Genomic DNA, 18,124 nt, shown 5'->3' with positions numbered 1-18,124 from the left:
TTTCAATTGCCCATAAGTCGCTAAGGAATGATCGGTTTGAAATCGTCGTTTGCGTTTATTTCTGCGCTTCTTCTAATACCGCTGACTGCCCTAGGTGAGGTTACTACCGAGGTTTCCTGCTTCCGTTCGTTGGAAGGCAAGAACATCAATTTCGAGTTTCGATCCTTTTACGACACCGTCGCACGGTGGAGCGGAGCAGGGGTCAAGTACACGAAGTCCCGAAAGGTCATTCCACTGGTCTATCGGGGTGTCGAAGAGGAAGTCATGGCAGAGGGGCGGCCTTCTCAGTTCACGACAACTTGGGTAGAAGTGTCCGAAGACTCGCTGACAGGCGAATATGAAATGGTCAGCCAGGGTGCTCGAATTTACGGGATGACTTACACGAACTACAAATCCGGAAAGAGGTATTCATTTGAACAAGACATCACCATGGATGCATCTGCAGAGACAGGCTGTCGGTGGTAAGACAGTGATCATCGAGAAAGGGGGCTCAACGCCCCCTCTTTTTCATCCGTGAATCTCGCTAAAACTTGGCCGCCATGTTCCGCACTTCAATGTGATCAAGCGTCCCTTCCACCATCAATCTGACCCCGTCCGCCATCCTACTCAATGCCAATGCAACCGAGCGGCGTGAGCCATCTATGTCGTCCGCAAGGTCCGCAGCGATGATGCTGATGGATAGCAGATCTTCCGAGGCGTTGGCCAGGAGGGCTTCGGCGTCGATGTCCGGGTTCAGGCTGAACAGGCCTTCGCGGCGTGGGGCCTGAGGGAGGTCGGATTTGCAGAAGTGGTGATCGAGGGCGCGTTCGGCGGCTTCATGTAGTTTTCTTGAATCGAAGGATTCGTAGGGGGAGGTGTCCTCCGTGTTGGTAGTTGAATTGGTCATCGGTGTAAATCCCTTGGAGTAAGAAGTAATTGCTCCCGAATTCGGACTTGCACATCCGGTCACCGAATACCCGATGACGCAGAAAGCCTATCGGTGATCTTCGAGCTCGCCTAGTTCATGGACAGCACCGCACTTCGCAGGAAATTTCCCATGGATTCGCGGGCCGGAAGATCAAAAGATCGCAGGCTTCGCCAGCTCCTACAGGGATGTGTTTCAACAGGTGTAGGACGTTGCTTGCGCAATCGTGACTTGGCAGTCATCGTGCGAGAAATGGTCTGCATCATCCTCCAACAGCGTTAGATACTGGCGTTATCGTCCGAATCCCTTACACTGCCCCGGCCGTTCATTTTCCTTTTGAGGCCGTGCGCATGAAATTTCGTTTTCTTCTGTGGATGATGGGTTTGTTGATGGGTAAGGCCAGCCGGACCAATCCTGCGTTCCAGCAGCAGTTGGGTGACAAGGATCTGGTGTTTCAGTTGCAGACGCTGGACGGGAAAGTGGCGCGGCATTTCGTGGTCAAGGATCAGCGCATCACCAGCAAGTCTGGCGTGGTCGCCGAGCCGGCGTTTGCGATTGCGTTTAAAGATGCCGGTTATGGCTTTGCCACAATGCAGGCGAAGAACAAGCAGTTGGCGTTTATGCAGGGGATTCAGGACAAGTCGATCCAGTTGAAGGGTAATCCGGCGCTGGTGATGTGGTTTCAGGGGTTGATGAAGTATTTGAAGCCGAGGAAGGCAAAGGCCAAGGCTTGAGACTTTTTCGGGTTGGCTTCAAGCGAAGCACGACGAAGAATCGTGCGTTCTTTGGCTCGCAAAGTCGTTATTCAGGCCTGTAAAGACGGTCGAACTGTCATTTCTGTCAGGTGCTTTGCTCATCTTCGCGATGCTCTACTCAAGCTCCGGTCCCGTAAAGGACGCAACGCACTTGATGGAGCAAGAACATGACTCAGGCTCAGGACTTGACCACCCCAGGTACCCCCGATCCCTCTTTTGCCCTGAATGGTTTATTGAAGTTGCCGATACCGGGCATTGCGAGCCATGAGGCTGCGGCCGTTTTGGCCCTTCCCGACGGGAAGTTGCTGGTCGCTCTTCCTCTGGAAGGAAGTGACGCGCTGCTGGCCATCGCCCGATTGAACGAAGACGGGACGCTCGACAAGTCCTTCGGAAGTCATGAGACGGGTTTCGTCGAGATATCTTTGAACGGCGCTAGCATGAGCACCGTGTTTGGGCTCGATGCGTTGCGGGACGGCGGCTGGCTGGTGCGCGTTCAATACTTCACACAGAAGGCCGTCGACGCTGGCCAAGCAATGATCCGCTTGAAAGGCAACGGTGAGCTGGACGATTCGTTCGGCGATAACGGGGTGAGTTTATTTTCTTTCTACAAGATCCCAAGCTCCACGCCTGCGTCGTCGGCAGGGGCGAAGTCAAGCCAAAAGTCCCCCGCTACAAATGCCTTTACCGGCTCTGCAGTTCAGCAGGTCGATGGCAAAATCGTCCTGCTCCATTTCCTGCTGATCGATGAGCCATGGCCATCGCCCGTCGTGATGCGTCTTTTGGCGAACGGCTCGCTCGATCCATCATTTGACGGCGCGGGGTACGTCTTGGTGGATGTTGGTGCCACCTCGAGCACCGCCGGCGCTATCGCTGTTCAAGGCGATGGCAAAGTATTGGTTTGCGGCGTTTTTCAGAATGGTGAGACAGGCTCCGGAGTTTTTCTGGCACGTTTGGACGTAGCGGGGAAGCTGGATAAGGATTTCAACAACGGCCAGGCGAAGCTGATTTTCGACGAGGATGGCGAGAGCTCTTTGCACGCCGTTTCGGTGCGCGAAAGTGATGGCAGGATCGTTGCGGTGGGTGACGCCTGGCAAAAGAACGTCCATGGCGGGTTGGTGGTTGTGCTGACCGCCAGTGGAGCATCCAATCTTGTATTCAATAATGGCCAGCCTCTGTTTTCCCCGTTACTGCCAGACGGATTGACGTGGCGGCATACATCACAGCTCGACGGCTCGATCATTGTCGTTGGAGCCGGTGATTCCGCGGTAATTACCGCGCGCTTTCTCGCAGACGGCAAGCTGGACACGGCCTTCAACGGTATTGGCTATACGCTCTTCGATAACGTAGCGGGGCCAGTGTTTCCTCATGATCTGGCAATCATGGAGGACGGTCGGATAGTGGTGTCCATGACCCACACCAGCCTTTCTGACCCTTCCCGGGTGGATGGCTGGATCACTCGCTATCTAAGCGCAAACCTGACGAGTGGCACGCTGAATTTTGATCCGTCTTTTGGCGAAAACGGCGTTGTCAGATTTCCGCTTGGGGAATTGTCTGAGTTTGACGTAAGAGCGGTATTGGCTCTGCCGGACAACAAGTTGCTGGTGGCTGTTCGTCGACGCAAGGATGGCCTGGAAACGCTGATCGCCCGGCTTCTGGAGGACGGCCAACTGGATCTCGGTTTTGGTGATGACAAGACAGGATTCGTCGAGATTTCACTCAAGGACGGTTTGTATATGCACTCGATGCTCGAGTTGACGCCGTTCCCGGATGGCGGTTGGCTCGTTCGTGCCGAGTACCAGAACAATGGGCCTGATGTTTCTGCCGGGCTGGTTGTCGTGAAACAAGACAAAGATGGACGGCTGGATCACAACTTTGCTGACCAGGGTGTGCGATACATTCCTTATGCGCAGATGGGGAGCGCGGGTCATGGCGACAATGTCTTGCGGCAAGACGAGAAAATCCTGCTGGTCGGCTCCGTCGAAGACGACACTGGCCGTGTGAGCGGCATCGTCATGCGGCTCAATGCGGATGGCTCCGACGACACCACGTTCAATGGCACGGGTTTCGCGCTTGTCGAGCTCGCTGGCATTGCACACCAACACAGTTCTGCGCAGCTGGTCGCGCATCAACCTGACGGTGCTGTGGTGGTTGGCGGCAGCTATAGCGGGCCATCTTCGGGCGCTTACGTCATTCGATTCGACGCTAACGGCAAGATCGACAGGTCATTCGGCGAGAGCGGTAACGGCGTCGTGATCATCTCTGGTGAGGATGATATCCACCTGTCCGCCATTTCAATTGTGGATAGCAAGATTGTTCTTGCAGGGGCTGCCGTAAGGGACGGTGGCATGCGTGGAGTGATTGCGGTCCTCACGTCCAAAGGCTCCTACAATCTCGTATTCAATAACGGTAAGCCGTTGTTCTCCGATTTCGTCCCGCAAGGTTTTAGATGGTTGCGCTGTGTAGCGCGACCTGACGGTTCAATCGTCGTCAGCGGCGACACCGGAATCGGAGTCACCGACGATGATCCGAGTGCGATCACGGCGAAGTTTTTGGCGGACGGAACACCGGACCTGTCATTCAACGGCACAGGGTTCAGCGTTTTCGACGAGGCCGGGGTCCTGGAGGCTCTTCATGACATGACGGTACTGGCGGACGGCCGAATTGTAGTGGGAGGGTATTTCATTGGAAGCTTCCCTAACCCGCAGGGCTGGGTGATTCGGTACCGCGGTTGATTACGCCAATAATCAACAGTTGGCCGCAACGCACCCGCTCCCAAAGATCGCATCGATCTTTGGGAGCGGGCTTGCCCGCGAAGCTTTTCAGGCCTGGCTGAACTGCGAAGCCAGTTCACGCAGCAGCACTTCAGCCTCAAGCACTTTGCTGACGACATCGTTGGCTTTGTCACGGCTCAGGCCGACGCGTTCAAGCAGGGCATCCGGAATATCTTCATCCGGCCCGGAGCCAATCCCGCGGCTGCGCAGCAGGCGCACGGCCAGGCAGACGAGGTTCGGGTATTCGGCGTAGGCGCCGTCGTAGCTTGGGTCGTGCTGGAAGCGCAGGGCGGTGGCCAGTTCATCGGGCATGTCCCAGTAGCGCATCAGCCACGAGCCGATCTGTTCACGGCTGATACCGAGCAGGTGTTGCTCGATGTAGCTGTGGCACAGGTGCGGGTTGACCTCCAGGTGGCGGCAGATCAGCGAGAAGTGCGGCGGGAACACGTGGGCCAGCAGCAGGTAACCGAAGTTATGCAGCAGACCGGCCAGATACGTCAGGCCGGCTTCCGGGCGCTGGGCGCGCGGCATGGCGCGGGTCAGGCCTTCGATGACGGCGGCGGTGTAGATCGACTGCTGCCAGTACGGCGTGGTGTGTTGCGGATGGTCTTTCGGCAGGCTCAGGGTCTTGCCGAGGGCCAGGCCCAGCGCGAGGTTGATCACCAGATCGAAGCCCAGCACGCGGACGATCGCGTCTTCCACCGAACGAATCTTGCCCGGCGAGGCGTAGTACGGCGACGCCGCCCAGCTCACCACTTGCGCGGCCAGCGCCGGGTCGGTTTCAACCACGCCGGTGATGTCGTCGATGGTGGCATTGGGGTCAACGCGCAGCTTGATGATTTTTTGCGCGGTTTCGGCCAGCGGAGGAATCTCGATGGTCGCTTCCAGACGCTGCTGAATGCGCCGCGCGGTGAACGCCTGCACGGCCTGGGTGATTTCCTCGCGGTCATCGTCCGGGCGGTCGAGGTTCGGGCGGATGCTGCTCAGGGCTTCGCCGAAGTTGGCGGCGCTGGCCTTGGTCAGCATCGATTTGAAGTCTTCGCTGCTGATTTCCAGCAGCAGGCCCGGCTCGCCGGAGTTGATCAGCAACTTCGGCTCGCGCAGCAGGCTTTCTTCGTAGAGGCACGGCGAACTGGTCAGCGCCGGCAGGCCCGGCAGCAGGCTGAGATTGTGTTTGCCGAGCATCTTCTCCAGGCGCTCGGTGGACACGGCTGTGAGGCGGCGACCAGTGAGTTCGGCGAGGCGATTGAGATCCAGCAACTGGCTCTGTGGAAACAGCACCATCAACGCGCCCACGGCGTCGTCCAGCAACACGGCCTGCACTTTGCGCGAGGCATTGAGGCCGTGGTGGTCGAGCACTTCTTCGTAGGCAACGCCCAGCTTGTTGAGCAGCAGCCGAATAACAGACGGAGCTTGCGGAGATTCGGGGACGAGAGCAGCTTCGGTCATGGTCTGTATCCGTTTTTGAAACAATGGCAGGAGTATAACCAGCTCTGTAGGAACGATCCTGCACAAACTGCGACGGTGCTCACACTTGGCCGTATTGCTGCCCATGGCGCAGCCAACGGTCAAGCAATGGGCTGACGTGGGTCGGCCAGCGCTCCAGCAAAGCCTGGGCTGCGTCGCGCACGGCGGGCAGCAGGTCGGCGTCGCGCATCAGGTCGGCGACCTTGAATTGCAGCAGGCCGGTCTGACGGGTGCCGAGCATTTCCCCGGGGCCGCGCAGTTCGAGGTCTTTTTCGGCGATGACGAAACCGTCATTGGTCTCGCGCATGATGCCCAGACGCTGGCGGCCGATCTGCGACAGCGGAGGATGGTAGAGCAGCACGCAATGGCTGGCCGCGCTGCCCCGACCAACCCGACCGCGCAACTGGTGCAGTTGCGCGAGGCCGAGACGCTCGGGGTTTTCGATGATCATCAGGCTGGCGTTGGGCACGTCGACGCCGACTTCGATCACGGTGGTGGCGACCAGCAGTTGCAGGTTGCCGGCCTTGAACTCGGCCATGACGGCGGCTTTCTCTACCGGTTTCATGCGCCCGTGAATCAGCCCGACCTTCAATTCGCCGAGGGCGGCGGTGAGATCCTCGAAGGTGGTTTCGGCGGCCTGACAGGTCAACTCTTCGGACTCTTCGATCAGCGTGCACACCCAATAGGCCTGACGACCTTCGGCGCAAGCGCTGCGCACCCGTTCGATGACTTCGACGCGGCGGGTGTCGGTGACCAGCACGGTGTTGACCGGCGTTCGCCCGGCCGGCAATTCATCGAGGATCGAGGTGTCGAGGTCGGCGTAGGCACTCATTGCAAGAGTGCGCGGAATCGGTGTGGCGGTCATGATCAGTTGATGCGGGCACATGCGCCCGCCGACGCCTTTCTGCCGCAGCGCCAGACGCTGTTGCACGCCGAAGCGGTGCTGTTCGTCGATGATCACCAGTGCGAGGTTCTTGAACTGCACTTCGTCCTGGAACAGCGCGTGGGTGCCGACCACCATCGGCGTGCCGCTGGCGATCTGCTCCAGCGCGGCGACGCGGTTTTTGCCTTTGAGCTTGCCGGCCAGCCACGCGACTTCAATGCCCAGCGGTTCGAGCCAGCGCTTGAAGGTGATGAAGTGTTGTTCGGCGAGGATCTCGGTCGGTGCCATCAGCGCGACTTGATAACCGGCCTCCAGCGCTTGCAGTGCGGCGAGGGCGGCGACCACGGTTTTCCCCGCGCCAACGTCACCCTGAATCAGGCGCAACATCGGTTCGTGCCGGCTGAGGTCGTAGGCGATTTCGTTGCCGACGCGCTGTTGCGCGCCGGTCGGGTTGAAGCCGAGGTTTTTCAGGTATTTCGGTGGCAGCTTTGTGGCTTTCGGCATCGCCGGCGCGCGCAGTGAACGCATGCTTTCGCGCAGACGCTGTTGCGACAGTTGATGGGTGAGCAGTTCTTCGAAAGCCAGGCGATGCTGCGCCCAGTGATGGCCAAGGGCGAGTTCATCGACATCGGCATCGGCGGGCGGGTTGTGCAGGTAACGGATCGCGTCGGCCAGCGGCGCCAGTTGGTAGTCGCGGGCCAGTTCGGTCGGCAGCCAGTCGGGCAGGGTGCTCGGCTTGAGCAGCGTCAGGGTCTGCATGCACAACTGGCGCAGGCGCTGTTGGGTCAGGCCTTCGGTGAGCGGGTAGACCGGGGTCAGGGTTTCATCGACTGGCGGCGGTTCATCGCCGGTGATCGCGCGGTATTCCGGATGATAGATTTCCAGGCCTGAGGCGCCGGGCCGGGCTTCACCGTAGCAGCGAACCCGCGTGCCACGCTTGAGCCCTTCCTTCTGCGCGTTGCTGAAATGGTAGAAACGCAGGCTCAGGCCGCCGGTGCCGTCCTGCAAGCGCACGACCAGGCTTCGGCGGCGACCCATGACTACATCGGCGCCGCTGACGGTGCCTTCAACCACGGCGTCCTGACCCGGCCGCAGCGCACCGATCGGCACCACGCGGGTGCGATCCTGATAACGCAGCGGCAAGTGGAAGAGCACGTCCTGCAGATTCTCGAGGCCGACCTTGGCCAGTTTCTCGGCCATGGCTTCGCCGACACCCTTGAGTGCCGTCACCGACACTTGCGACAGCTCCGTCATGACGCTCGCTTAACCGGCCGTAACCGGCGCCGTTGGCTTGGCCACCGAGCACAGGCGAATGGAATCGGCGAGGATCTCGATGGCTTTCGGCCGTGGGAAGCTCGCGCGCCAGGCGATCGCTACGGTGCGGAACGGCACCGGCGCGGTCAGTGGACGCACTTCGATCACGCCGGGGGCGTAGTGATGGCTGTCCACTGCCGACAGCGGCAGGATCGAGATGCCCAGGCCGGAGGCGACCATGTGGCGAATGGTTTCCAGCGAGCTGGATTCCACCGTGGTGTGCTTGGCGCCGTCATTGCCCTTGGTCAGCGTCGGGCAGGCCTCGAGCACCTGATCGCGGAAGCAGTGGCCTTCACCGAGCAGCAGCAGGCTCTTGTCGTTGAGCAGGCCGGCGTCGATGGATTCTTTCTTGGTCCACGGATGCTGCGCCGGCATGAGCACGTAGAACGGCTCGTCGTAAAGCGGCAGGGTCAGCACGTCGGCTTCGTTGAACGGCAGGGCGATGATGATCGCGTCGAGCTCGCCGTTGCGCAGTTTGTCGCGCAGCACGTGGGTGAAGTTTTCTTCGATGTACAACGGCATCTGCGGGGCAACCCGGTGCAGTTGTGGAATCAGATGCGGGAACAGGTACGGGCCGACGGTGTAGATGGCGCCGACTTTCAGCGGCGCGGTCAGCTGATTCTTGCCGGCCTGGGCCAGTTCGCGAATGCCTTGGGCCTGTTCCAGGACCTTCTGCGCCTGGGCGACGATGCCTTCGCCGACCGGGGTCAGGCGCACGGCGCTTTTGCTGCGCTCGAAAATCAGCACACCGAGTTCGTCTTCAAGTTTCTTCACGCCCACCGACAGCGTCGGCTGACTGACGTGGCAACGCTCGGCGGCATGGCCGAAGTGCTGCTCTTGGGCGAGGGTAACGATGTAGCGTAATTCTGTGAGGGTCATAGCAAGCGTCCATGAAGATGCGCGCCAAGCATACCGGCTGCAATCGATAGACGCACGTTATCAGACTGCGGGCTGAGTGCGACACCGGTCGAGGACGGTTTGCCGCTGGCAGATACGCAAAAGGCACCTTTCGGTGCCTCTTGGCTTGGTTCTCTCGGCTGGCGGAGAACCTTGTGGGAGCTGGCTTGCCAGCGATTGCAGTGGGTCAGCTAATAAATCCTTCTCTGACACACCGCTATCGCTGGCAAGCCAGCTCCCACAGGTATTGCGGTGTTGCTTAGCGGCGACGTTCCAGCGAATAAACAAACGGCGCAACAATTTCGATCGAGCCGTTGTTGAGCATGTCGGCCGGAGGCTTGGGCAGCGGTTGCGCGCGGCGGATCATGTCCAGGGTGGCCCGGTCCAGATCAGCGTTGCCAGAGCGGCCCACCAGTTCGAACGACAGCACATTACCTTCGCCATCGACCACGAAACGCAGACGATTCAAGCCTTCCTTGCCCCGCGACTGCGCACTCTGCGGGTACTTCTTGTACTTCTGCAGATGCGCGAGCAAGGCGCCTTGCCAACTGGCCTTGGCCGCCACTTCAGCTGGCGATGGGCCCGGTGCCGGCTGGGCGGATTTCTCCGTCGGTGCCTGGGTCGGTTGCGTATCGGCCGGTTTCTCCTCGGAAGGTTTTTCCTTCGGCGGCTCTGGCAGTTTTTTCTCGACCGGCTTCGGCGGTTTTGGCTTGGGCTTCGGCTTGGGTTTCGGTACCGCGATTTCCGCTTTCGGTGCTTCAGCCAGTTTCGGAATCGGCAATTCTTCCACCGGAGCCGGTGGCTGCGGCGGTGTGACGACTTTCGGCGGAGCCGGCGGTGGCGGGGCAGGCAACGGGGCCAGCTCGACCATCATTGCCTGCGGCGGCAATTCGATGGGCGGGCGGGCAGTCCAGTTCAGCGCCAGCGCGATGGCCAGCGCATGCACGCCCAGCACCACGGCCAGGCTACCGCTGTAACGCGTCAGCTTATGGCGCGTCGTGATCATTTCTTGGCTGCCGTCTCAAGTCCGACCAGACCAACCTTCAGGTAACCGGCGGCGCGCAGGCTGTCCATCACGCTCATCAGGTCACCGTAATCCACGCCTTTGTCGGCCTGGAAGAAGATGGTGGTGTCTTTCTTGCCCTGGGTCTTGGCGTCGAGGGTAGCGCCGAGGGTTTCGGCTTTCACTTCGTCGTCACCGAGGAACAGGCGCTGGTCAGCTTTCACACTGAGGAACACCGGTTTTTCCGGCCGCGGCGCCGGTTTGGCGGTCGAGGCGGGCAGGTCGACTTTGATGTCCACGGTGGCCAACGGCGCGGCCACCATGAAGATGATCAACAGCACCAGCATCACGTCGATGAACGGCGTGACGTTGATTTCGTGGTTCTCGGCCAGATCGTCGTCTGCGCCTTCTTTCAAATGCAGGCCCATGGCCGATTACCCCACTTTAACCATGTGCGGCTGCGAGCTGCGCTCAGGCTGGTGGTCGAGATCGCGGCTGACCAGCAGCAGGACTTCTGCCGAGGCATCGGAGACCTGCGCCTTGTAACCGGCGATGGAGCGGGCGAAGACGTTGTAGATCACCACCGCAGGAATCGCCGCAACCAGACCCAGTGCAGTGGCCAGCAGCGCTTCAGCGATACCCGGTGCGACAACGGCGAGGTTGGTGGTCTGGGTTTTGGCGATGCCGATGAAGGAGTTCATGATGCCCCACACGGTACCGAACAGACCTACGAACGGTGCGGTCGAACCGATGGTGGCGAGGACGCCGGTGCCGCTGCTCATGTTGCGACCGCAGGCAGCAACGAGGCGCTCGAGGCGGAAGCTGACGCGTTCCTTGATGCCTTCTTTCTCGCGGCTGTTGACCGACAGGCGCATCTCTTCGAGCGCGTCATGCACCAGCAGGTTGGCGAGGGTGCCTTCTTTACCAGCGGTGGCGCTGGCTTCTTTGAGGGTGGTGGCTTTTTTCAGTGCGGCGATTTCGCCACGCAGACGACGCTTGGCGCCCATCAGCTCGAAGCCTTTGGCGATCCAGATAGTCCAGGTGATGATCGATGCGATGGCCAGACCGATCATCACGATTTTCACGATGATGTCGGCGTTCTGGTACATGCCCCACGGCGACAGGTCGTGGGCCATGCCCAAGGTGTTGTCGGCTTCGAGGACTTCAGGTGCGTCGGCCGCGTCGACAGCCTGCACCGGATCGGTGGCGGCCGGTGCAGCCGGAGCGGCAGCGGGTGCGCTCTGCTCGGTGGCGGCTGGGGTGGCGGGCGCTTGGGCGTCGGCGAAGGCGGCGGTCGGTGCCAGCATCAGGCTGAGCAACAGAGCCGCGACGGCGCTCCAGGCGCGAGGTCGAGTGGTTGGCGAAGCGGGAGTTTGATTACGTGTCATGCTGGCCGGACCTGAGATAGAAAAACGTTGTTGCTCTTCCAGGCCTCGTGAGGCCGAGAACAAAAGTGGCGTGCATTATTGCAAGTAATTCTTGTTAACAAAAGTAATAGAGTAACTTTTTTTCCTTCATTGCTAGCCGTTCGTCCTGTGCCAGAGCTAGTCTGTGCCTTTCCGATGGGAGTTTTCTGATGTCCGCGCCTTCTGTTTTGATTGCCGGTTGTGGTGATGTCGGCAGTCGTCTGGCCACGCAATTGCTGGCGGCTGGCTGGCAAGTCCATGGCCTGCGCCGCGACGTTTCCAAGCTGCCGGAGGGTGTCATCGGCGTCGCCGGCGACCTGTTCAGCGAAGAATGCCCGGCGACCTGGCCGGTGGGTGCCGTGGATTATCTGGTGTATTGCGCTGCGGCCACCGATCATGACGAAGAGGGCTATCGCAAAGCTTACGTGCAGGGTCTGCAGAATGTGCTGAGCTGGCTGGGTGATTATGGGCAAGTGCCCGAGCGGCTAATCTTCGTGTCCAGCAGCAGCGTGTACGGCCAGCAGGATGGAGCATGGGTGGATGAGACCTCCGAGACTGTCGCGGCCGGTTATTCAGGTCGCTTGATGCTCGAGGCCGAGCAGGTCGCGCTCAATAGCGGCATTCCGGCAAGTGTGCTGCGCCTGACCGGCATTTACGGCCCGGGCCGCGAGTGGCTGCTGACTCAGGTGCGTCGCGGGTATCGCGTGGCAGTCGAGCCGCCGCTGTATGGCAATCGGATTCATGCCGATGATGCAGCGGGGCTGCTGGCGTTCTTGCTGGAAAAAGACCGCGAGGGCATCAAGCTGGACGAGCTCTATATCGGTGTGGATGACGCGCCAGCGCCGTTGGCCGAAGTGGTGGGCTGGTTGCGCGAGTATCTGGGCGTGACTGAATGGGCGGAAGACGCCAGTGTGCGGCGCACTGGCAGCAAGCGTTGCAGCAATGCGCGGGCGAAAGCGTTGGGGTGGGTGCCGAAGTATTCGAGTTATCGCGAAGGCTATGCAGCGATTCTTGAAGGTAAGTGCTGAATTTCCAGCAACACAAAAACCACTGTGGGAGCGAGCCTGCTCGCGAATGCGGTATGTCAGTCATTATCAGTTCGACTGACCCACCGCGTTCGCGAGCAGGCTCGCTCCCACATTTGATCTTCTGAGATTTCGGAGGCTGGTTACTGCTTCTCCAGCAACCACTTGCGCTCACCTGCGGCGAACTGCGGTTGCTCATCCGCTAGCGCAGCGTTCACTGCCTGCAGAATCTCCAGCTCCTTGCCCTTGCGCACAAAGATCCAGTTGTTGCCCTGGCCATTGAGTTGCAGCCACATGCTGTCGTTGCCATTGCTCATGGACGCGCAATCGCCGGCCAGACACAAGGCATAACGATCAACGCCCGGCAGGCCGGTCACCTGGCCGTCGGCCTGGAACTGCACGGTGCCGCCTTCACCCTGGCCGCTGGCGATGGTCCAGTTGCCGCCCAGATATGCTGAGTAGAGCGCGCGTTCGAAGCTGGCACCGATTGGTGCGCCTTCCGGCACCGGGATCTGTGCGCGATCGAAGACTTGTTCGGGTTCGTTGTCGCTGGCAGCTTGTTGCAGGCGCCCGCCGTCGCGTTTCAGTTCGCTGGCGGAGCTGCCATAGAAGTCGACTTTCCAAGCGCCGGACTCTTCGCCCAGCAGCCGTCCTTCGACGTTCTCAAAACCGTTGGTGTAGCGGGCCTGACCGGCCTTGGTGTTGACGTCCCATTCCAGATTCGGGCCGTAAGCCTGCAGCGCTTCACGCAGGGGACCGCCCTTGGCGGCGGCATCGATCGCCACCTGGTTGATCCAGGTGCCGCTGATGTCACGGTCGGCAGGGTCGCTGGCGCAGCCGCCGAGAAACAGGGCGAGCAGCGAGAGAGCTAGCGCTTTGCGCATGGTGGAATCCTTTCAAAACCTTTTCTTGCGGCAGTCGGCGCGGCGTGGGGGCCGCGCCGTGCGCATCACTCGATGACCAGAATGGCATCCATTTCAACCTGCGCACCCTTCGGCAGGGCGGCCACGCCAATGGCGGCGCGGGCAGGGTATGGCTGGTCGAAGTACTTGCCCATGATCTCGTTGACCTTGGCGAAGTGGCTCAGGTCGGTGAGGAAGATGTTCAGTTTGACGATGTCCTTGAACGAACCGCCGGCGGCTTCGGCCACGGCTTTGAGGTTCTCGAAGACCTGGACGGTCTGGGCTTCGAAGCCTTCGACCAGTTCCATGGTTTTCGGGTCCAGAGGAATCTGGCCCGACATGTAAACGGTGTTGCCTGCCTTGATCGCCTGGGAGTAAGTGCCGATGGCGGCCGGGGCCTTGTCGCTGGTGATGACGGTTTTGGTCATGTAGGACTCCTTGTAATAGGCAGGTTATGCACGCATGCGGGTGATGCGGATCACCCCGGTCAAGGCGCGCAGTTTCTTGATCACGCGGGCCAGGTGCACACGGTCGTGAACGCTGACCACCAACTGCACGACGCTGATGCGACCATCGCGTTCGTCCATGCTGATTTTCTCGATGTTGCCGTCGGCCGCGTTGACGCTGCTGGCCAGCAGGGCGATCAGGCCACGCTGATGTTCCAGCTCGACCCGCAGCTCGACGTTGAATTCGCCGGTGACATCCTTGGCCCACGAGAGCTGGATGCATTTTTCCGGGTTGTGCCTGATTTCGCTGATGTTGCGGCAGTTGTCCAGGTGCACGACCATGCCTTTGCCCGCCGACAGGTGCCCGACAATCGGGTCGCCCGGGATCGGCGTGCAGCACTTGGCGTAGCTGAGCACCAGGCCCTCGGTACCGCGAATCGCCAGCGGACCTTCCGGACTCGGCAGCTGCTCGCCTTCGCCAAGCAGGCGACGGGCGACCACGTACGCCATGCGGTTGCCCAGGCCAATGTCTTCGAGCAGGTCTTCGATCAGTTCGAGACGATATTCGGTAAGCATGGCTTTGACGCGCTCGGCCGGAATCTTTTCCAGGGAGCTGTCGAACCCGTTGAGCACCTTGTTCAGCAGGCGTTCGCCGAGGCTGATGGACTCGGAGCGGCGCTGCAGTTTCAGCGCATGACGAATATGTGTGCGTGCCTTGCCGGTAACGACGAAGTTGAGCCACGCCGGGTTCGGCCGTGCGCCGGGGGCGCTGACGATTTCGACCGTGGAGCCGCTTTGCAGCGGTTCGGACAGCGGCGCGAGACGACGGTTGATGCGGCAGGCGATGCAGCTGTTGCCGACGTCGGTATGTACCGCGTAGGCAAAATCGACCGCCGTGGAGCCTTTTGGCAGCTCCATGATTCGGCCTTTGGGCGTGAACACGTAGACCTCGTCCGGGAACAGGTCGATCTTCACGCTTTCGATGAATTCCAGCGAGTTGCCGGCGCGTTGCTGCATTTCCAGCACGCCTTTGACCCACTGGCGGGCGCGGGCGTGAGTGCCTTTCGGTTGCTCGTCACCGCTGGATTTGTACAGCCAATGGGCGGCGATGCCGTTATTGGCCATCTCTTCCATTTCGCGGGTACGGATCTGGATCTCGATCGGTACACCGTGCATGCCGAACAGCGTGGTATGCAGCGACTGGTAGCCGTTGGCCTTGGGGATCGCGATGTAATCCTTGAAGCGCCCCGGCAACGGTTTGTACAAATTATGCACAGCACCCAGTACCCGGTAGCAGGTATCGACCTTGTCGACGATGATCCGGAACGCGTAGACGTCCATGATTTCGTTGAAGGCCCGACGCTTGCCGCGCATTTTCTTGTAGATGCCGTAGAGGTGTTTCTGCCGACCGCTGACTTCGCCCTGGATGCCGTCGATGGCGAGGCAGTGGCCGAGGGACTCTTCGATCTTGTTGACGATTTCCTTGCGGTTGCCCCGGGCGCGCTTGACCGCCTGGTAGATCCGCGCGGAACGCATCGGGTGCATGGCCTTGAAGCCGAGGTCTTCGAATTCGATGCGGATCGCGTGCATGCCCAGCCGGTTGGCAATGGGCGCGTAGATTTCGAGGGTTTCCTTGGCGATGCGCCGGCGCTTTTCGCCGGACAGCACTTCCAGCGTGCGCATGTTGTGCAGACGGTCGGCGAGCTTTACCAGGATCACCCGGATGTCGCGCGCCATGGCCATGGCCATTTTCTGGAAGTTTTCCGCCTGGGCTTCGGCCTTGGTCTCGAAGTTCATCTGGGTCAGTTTGCTGACCCCGTCGACCAGTTCGGCCACGGTTTCACCAAACTGCGCTTGCAGCGCTTCCTTGGCGATACCGGTGTCTTCGATCACGTCATGCAGCATCGCGGCCATCAGGCTCTGATGGTCCATGTGCATGTCGGCAAGAATATTGGCCACGGCAAGAGGATGCGTGACGTACGCCTCACCACTGCGACGGCGTTGACCGTCATGGGCTTGTTCGGCGTAGAAATACGCTCGGCGGACCAGGTTAACCTGGTCGTTGCCGAGGTAGGTCGATAAGCGATCGGCGAGGGCGTCTATGCTCGGCATGATGATTCCTGCCGAAAGCTGTGACCCCGCGCCGTGCTACGTCGACCAGGCATAGGCTTAGACGGCCTCGTTCGACTCGTCCTCGAACGCTGCGAACAGCGGTTCATCCTGGACGATTTCCTGCTCGGCGATGAACTCGTAGCTCATCAGGCCTTCAGCAATTTCACGCAGTGCGACAACGGTCGGCTTGTCGTTTTCCCACTGCACCAATGGCTCTTTGCCGCCGGTGGCCAGTTGACGGGCACGCTTGGTAGAGAGCATGACCAGCTCAAAGCGGTTTTCCACGTGTTCTAGGCAGTCTTCAACGGTTACGCGGGCCATGGTATTCCTCGGAGCGAATGCAATATGCGCGCTGCCCGGTTGGGCGAGCGGACTGAGCAGTTTAAAAAATCACCAGCGATTAGGGAAGCGCTGATTTTTTGACCAGTCCCTTCAACGCGCTGCAAGCACCAATGTAAAGCGCTTGCAGGCATTTTGGGAAGTGCTGTTTTAGCCGAGCAATTCAGCCAGCAATTTGCCGAAACGCACTTGCTGGCGTTTCTGTTGCAGCTGATTGGCGCGGAAAATCGCTTTCAGATCGTCCAACGCGTGGGCGAAATCGTCGTTGATGATCAAGTAATCGTAATCGACGTAATGGCTCATCTCGCTGACCGCTTCGCGCATGCGGCCGTCGATGATCTCGTCGCTGTCCTGGCCGCGGTTGGTCAGGCGCTGGTGCAGGGCTTGCAGCGATGGCGGCAGGATGAAGATCGAGCGCGCTTGTGGCATCAGCTTGCGCACTTGCTCGGCGCCTTGCCAGTCGATTTCCAGAATCAGGTCGTGACCTTCGTCCAGGGTCTGTTGCAAACGGCTTTGCGAGGTGCCGTAGAAGTTGCCGAAGACTTCGGCGCGTTCAAGGAAGTCGCCGTGCTCGCCCATCTTCACGAACTCTTCGCGGGTCACGAAATGGTAGTTCACGCCATCCACTTCGCCCGGGCGCATGGCGCGGGTGGTGTGCGAAACGGAAACGCGAATCTCCGGATCGGCGTCGGTCAACGCCTTGACCAGACTGCTCTTGCCCGCGCCCGATGGCGCGGAAATGATGTACAGGGTGCCGGTGTGTTGGGTCATGTCAGGGTAGCCTTACTCAATATTCTGCACTTGTTCGCGCATCTGCTCGATCAACACCTTGAGGTTGACGGCGGCCTGGGTGCTGCGCGGGTCGAAGGCTTTGGAGCCCAGTGTGTTGGCTTCGCGGTTGAGCTCCTGCATCAGGAAGTCCAGACGCCGCCCGGCGGCACCACCGGACTTGAGCACCCGGCGAACTTCGATGATGTGAGTGCTCAGGCGATCCAGTTCTTCGGCCACGTCGCTTTTTTGCGCGAGGATGACCATTTCCTGTTCCAGGCGCTGCGGGTCGAGCTCGGCCTTCATGTCGGCGAAGCGGTCGAGAACCTTCTGGCGCTGGGTGGCGAGCATCTGCGGCACCAGTTCACGCAGGGTCACCACGTCCTCTTCGATGGAGGTCAGGCGGTCGTTGATCAAGCGAGCCAGCTCCGCGCCTTCGCGCTCGCGGCCAGCCTTCAGATCCTTCAAGCCCTGATTGAACAGCGCCAGCGCTTCGGCGTTCAGCGCTTGCGGGTCGGTCGCATCGGCCACCAGCACGCCGGGCCAGGCCAGCACTTCCAGCGGATTCAGCGCAGCCGGATTCTTGATCAGCCCGGCAACGGTTTCCGCAGCGGCCACCAGTTGCGCGGCGCGCTCGCGGTCCACTTGCAGCGGTTTGCCGGTGCTTTCTTCGGTGAAGCGCAGCGTGCACTCCAGTTTGCCTCGCGACAGGCCCTGACGCAGTGCTTCACGCACGGCGCCTTCGAGGTCGCGGAACGATTCGGGCAAGCGCAGGTGCGGTTCCAGATAGCGGCTGTTGACCGAGCGCAGTTCCCAGCTCAGGGTGCCCTGAACGCCGGCTTTCTCGACGCGGGCGAAGGCGGTCATGCTGTGCACCATGGCGGTGACCTCGCAATGCAGATCGGCGCGAAACGCTGTTTCGCAGGCGCGATTTCAATGAATTTAAGCCGACTGGCAGCAAAGGCGCAGGATTGTAGCGCAGTGCGGCGAATGCGCCCAAACACACGGTGTGACAAAGCGCTGCAGCCCGTCGGTTATGCGCGCTTGAGGGGCTTCGGTCGTCGGCCAGCGGTTTTAACCAGTGCCCACTCGCGGTGCAGCGCTCTATAATGCTCGGCAGTTTTCCGTCCTC

General features: G+C 60.3%; 17 protein-coding genes. 4 read left to right on the top strand and 13 right to left on the bottom strand.

Features of this window, described 5'->3' with window-relative positions; all coding sequences use genetic code 11:
* Positions 1–36 precede the first annotated feature (36 nt).
* Entirely contained in the window at positions 37–465 is a 429-nt protein-coding gene (locus KVG87_RS06070; RefSeq protein WP_076564553.1) for a hypothetical protein, read from the top strand.
* Positions 466–523: 58 nt separating this feature from the next.
* Here KVG87_RS06070 and KVG87_RS06065 read toward each other — a convergent pair whose 3' ends face one another.
* Complete coding sequence (locus KVG87_RS06065; protein ID WP_217849749.1) at positions 524–886, bottom strand: DUF6124 family protein; 363 nt, start codon at positions 884–886, stop codon at positions 524–526.
* A gap of 368 nt (positions 887–1,254) precedes the next feature.
* On the opposite strand from KVG87_RS06065, the gene KVG87_RS06060 reads away from it, so the two are divergent.
* Both KVG87_RS06060 and KVG87_RS06055 read left to right on the top strand, forming a co-directional pair.
* The gene (locus KVG87_RS06060) at positions 1,255–1,638 is read left to right on the top strand and encodes a hypothetical protein (RefSeq protein WP_007920327.1); all 384 of its coding nucleotides are present in this window, start codon (positions 1,255–1,257) and stop codon (positions 1,636–1,638) included.
* A 188-nt stretch (positions 1,639–1,826) separates the two neighbouring features.
* Complete coding sequence (locus tag KVG87_RS06055) at positions 1,827–4,391, top strand: hypothetical protein (protein ID WP_217849747.1); 2,565 nt, start codon at positions 1,827–1,829, stop codon at positions 4,389–4,391.
* 87 nt (positions 4,392–4,478) lie between these two features.
* Here KVG87_RS06055 and KVG87_RS06050 read toward each other — a convergent pair whose 3' ends face one another.
* The 6 genes from KVG87_RS06050 to exbB form a co-directional block, all read right to left on the bottom strand.
* Positions 4,479–5,879: an aminoacyl-tRNA deacylase and HDOD domain-containing protein gene (locus tag KVG87_RS06050; RefSeq protein WP_041476626.1), complete on the bottom strand. Its 1,401-nt coding sequence runs from the start codon at positions 5,877–5,879 to the stop codon at positions 4,479–4,481.
* Between the two features lie 79 nt (positions 5,880–5,958).
* The gene (recG, locus tag KVG87_RS06045) at positions 5,959–8,034 is read right to left on the bottom strand and encodes an ATP-dependent DNA helicase RecG (protein WP_217849744.1); all 2,076 of its coding nucleotides are present in this window, start codon (positions 8,032–8,034) and stop codon (positions 5,959–5,961) included.
* Positions 8,035–8,043: 9 nt separating this feature from the next.
* Positions 8,044–8,973 (bottom strand): hydrogen peroxide-inducible genes activator, encoded by a 930-nt coding sequence (locus KVG87_RS06040; protein ID WP_016772533.1) that lies wholly within the window; start codon positions 8,971–8,973, stop codon positions 8,044–8,046.
* Between the two features lie 277 nt (positions 8,974–9,250).
* Positions 9,251–9,997, bottom strand: coding sequence for a TonB family protein (locus KVG87_RS06035; RefSeq protein ID WP_076564548.1), 747 nt, complete (start codon positions 9,995–9,997; stop codon positions 9,251–9,253).
* Positions 9,994–10,422, bottom strand: a complete 429-nt coding sequence (gene exbD / locus KVG87_RS06030; protein WP_016772535.1) for a TonB system transport protein ExbD — start codon at positions 10,420–10,422, stop codon at positions 9,994–9,996. Before exbD ends, KVG87_RS06035 begins: the two co-directional genes overlap by 4 nt.
* 6 nt (positions 10,423–10,428) lie before the next feature.
* Positions 10,429–11,382, bottom strand: a complete 954-nt coding sequence (gene exbB / locus KVG87_RS06025) for a tonB-system energizer ExbB (protein WP_024014803.1) — start codon at positions 11,380–11,382, stop codon at positions 10,429–10,431.
* A gap of 188 nt (positions 11,383–11,570) precedes the next feature.
* Between exbB and KVG87_RS06020 the strand changes: the two genes are divergently transcribed.
* Complete coding sequence (locus tag KVG87_RS06020) at positions 11,571–12,428, top strand: SDR family oxidoreductase (protein WP_217849742.1); 858 nt, start codon at positions 11,571–11,573, stop codon at positions 12,426–12,428.
* Between the two features lie 140 nt (positions 12,429–12,568).
* Here the strand turns inward: KVG87_RS06020 and KVG87_RS06015 are convergent, their stop codons facing one another.
* From KVG87_RS06015 to KVG87_RS05990, 6 genes are all read right to left on the bottom strand, one after another.
* Positions 12,569–13,309: a hypothetical protein gene (locus KVG87_RS06015; RefSeq protein ID WP_024014801.1), complete on the bottom strand. Its 741-nt coding sequence runs from the start codon at positions 13,307–13,309 to the stop codon at positions 12,569–12,571.
* A gap of 65 nt (positions 13,310–13,374) precedes the next feature.
* The gene (locus KVG87_RS06010) at positions 13,375–13,755 is read right to left on the bottom strand and encodes a RidA family protein (protein ID WP_014340863.1); all 381 of its coding nucleotides are present in this window, start codon (positions 13,753–13,755) and stop codon (positions 13,375–13,377) included.
* Positions 13,756–13,779: 24 nt separating this feature from the next.
* Positions 13,780–15,885 (bottom strand): bifunctional GTP diphosphokinase/guanosine-3',5'-bis pyrophosphate 3'-pyrophosphohydrolase, encoded by a 2,106-nt coding sequence (spoT, locus tag KVG87_RS06005; protein WP_007920338.1) that lies wholly within the window; start codon positions 15,883–15,885, stop codon positions 13,780–13,782.
* A 57-nt stretch (positions 15,886–15,942) separates the two neighbouring features.
* A complete protein-coding gene (rpoZ, locus tag KVG87_RS06000) occupies positions 15,943–16,206 on the bottom strand; it encodes a DNA-directed RNA polymerase subunit omega (protein WP_008030604.1) in 264 nt (87 codons plus the stop codon).
* A gap of 168 nt (positions 16,207–16,374) precedes the next feature.
* Positions 16,375–16,995, bottom strand: a complete 621-nt coding sequence (gmk, locus tag KVG87_RS05995) for a guanylate kinase (RefSeq protein ID WP_039757364.1) — start codon at positions 16,993–16,995, stop codon at positions 16,375–16,377.
* A gap of 12 nt (positions 16,996–17,007) precedes the next feature.
* Positions 17,008–17,871, bottom strand: a complete 864-nt coding sequence (locus tag KVG87_RS05990) for a YicC/YloC family endoribonuclease (RefSeq protein ID WP_016770639.1) — start codon at positions 17,869–17,871, stop codon at positions 17,008–17,010.
* Positions 17,872–18,124 lie beyond the last annotated feature (253 nt).

Source organism: Pseudomonas siliginis (assembly GCF_019145195.1).
GTDB lineage: Bacteria > Pseudomonadota > Gammaproteobacteria > Pseudomonadales > Pseudomonadaceae > Aquipseudomonas > Aquipseudomonas siliginis.
Note: the sequence above shows the minus strand (reverse complement) of the source record. Positions and strands in the feature narration are given on the sequence as shown.

What these genes read in the sequence shown, in the direction of transcription:
- exbB (WP_024014803.1), bottom strand. Translation starts at nt 11,382, where the DNA reads ATGACACGTAATCAAACTCCCGCTTCGCCAACCACTCGACCTCGCGCC.
- KVG87_RS06050 (WP_041476626.1), bottom strand. Translation starts at nt 5,879, where the DNA reads ATGACCGAAGCTGCTCTCGTCCCCGAATCTCCGCAAGCTCCGTCTGTT.
- KVG87_RS06035 (WP_076564548.1), bottom strand. Translation starts at nt 9,997, where the DNA reads ATGATCACGACGCGCCATAAGCTGACGCGTTACAGCGGTAGCCTGGCC.
- KVG87_RS06055 (WP_217849747.1), top strand. Translation starts at nt 1,827, where the DNA reads ATGACTCAGGCTCAGGACTTGACCACCCCAGGTACCCCCGATCCCTCT.
- KVG87_RS05990 (WP_016770639.1), bottom strand. Translation starts at nt 17,871, where the DNA reads ATGGTGCACAGCATGACCGCCTTCGCCCGCGTCGAGAAAGCCGGCGTT.
- KVG87_RS06020 (WP_217849742.1), top strand. Translation starts at nt 11,571, where the DNA reads ATGTCCGCGCCTTCTGTTTTGATTGCCGGTTGTGGTGATGTCGGCAGT.
- spoT (WP_007920338.1), bottom strand. Translation starts at nt 15,885, where the DNA reads ATGCCGAGCATAGACGCCCTCGCCGATCGCTTATCGACCTACCTCGGC.
- KVG87_RS06040 (WP_016772533.1), bottom strand. Translation starts at nt 8,973, where the DNA reads ATGACCCTCACAGAATTACGCTACATCGTTACCCTCGCCCAAGAGCAG.
- recG (WP_217849744.1), bottom strand. Translation starts at nt 8,034, where the DNA reads ATGACGGAGCTGTCGCAAGTGTCGGTGACGGCACTCAAGGGTGTCGGC.
- exbD (WP_016772535.1), bottom strand. Translation starts at nt 10,422, where the DNA reads ATGGGCCTGCATTTGAAAGAAGGCGCAGACGACGATCTGGCCGAGAAC.
- KVG87_RS06060 (WP_007920327.1), top strand. Translation starts at nt 1,255, where the DNA reads ATGAAATTTCGTTTTCTTCTGTGGATGATGGGTTTGTTGATGGGTAAG.
- KVG87_RS06065 (WP_217849749.1), bottom strand. Translation starts at nt 886, where the DNA reads ATGACCAATTCAACTACCAACACGGAGGACACCTCCCCCTACGAATCC.
- rpoZ (WP_008030604.1), bottom strand. Translation starts at nt 16,206, where the DNA reads ATGGCCCGCGTAACCGTTGAAGACTGCCTAGAACACGTGGAAAACCGC.
- KVG87_RS06015 (WP_024014801.1), bottom strand. Translation starts at nt 13,309, where the DNA reads ATGCGCAAAGCGCTAGCTCTCTCGCTGCTCGCCCTGTTTCTCGGCGGC.
- KVG87_RS06010 (WP_014340863.1), bottom strand. Translation starts at nt 13,755, where the DNA reads ATGACCAAAACCGTCATCACCAGCGACAAGGCCCCGGCCGCCATCGGC.
- gmk (WP_039757364.1), bottom strand. Translation starts at nt 16,995, where the DNA reads ATGACCCAACACACCGGCACCCTGTACATCATTTCCGCGCCATCGGGC.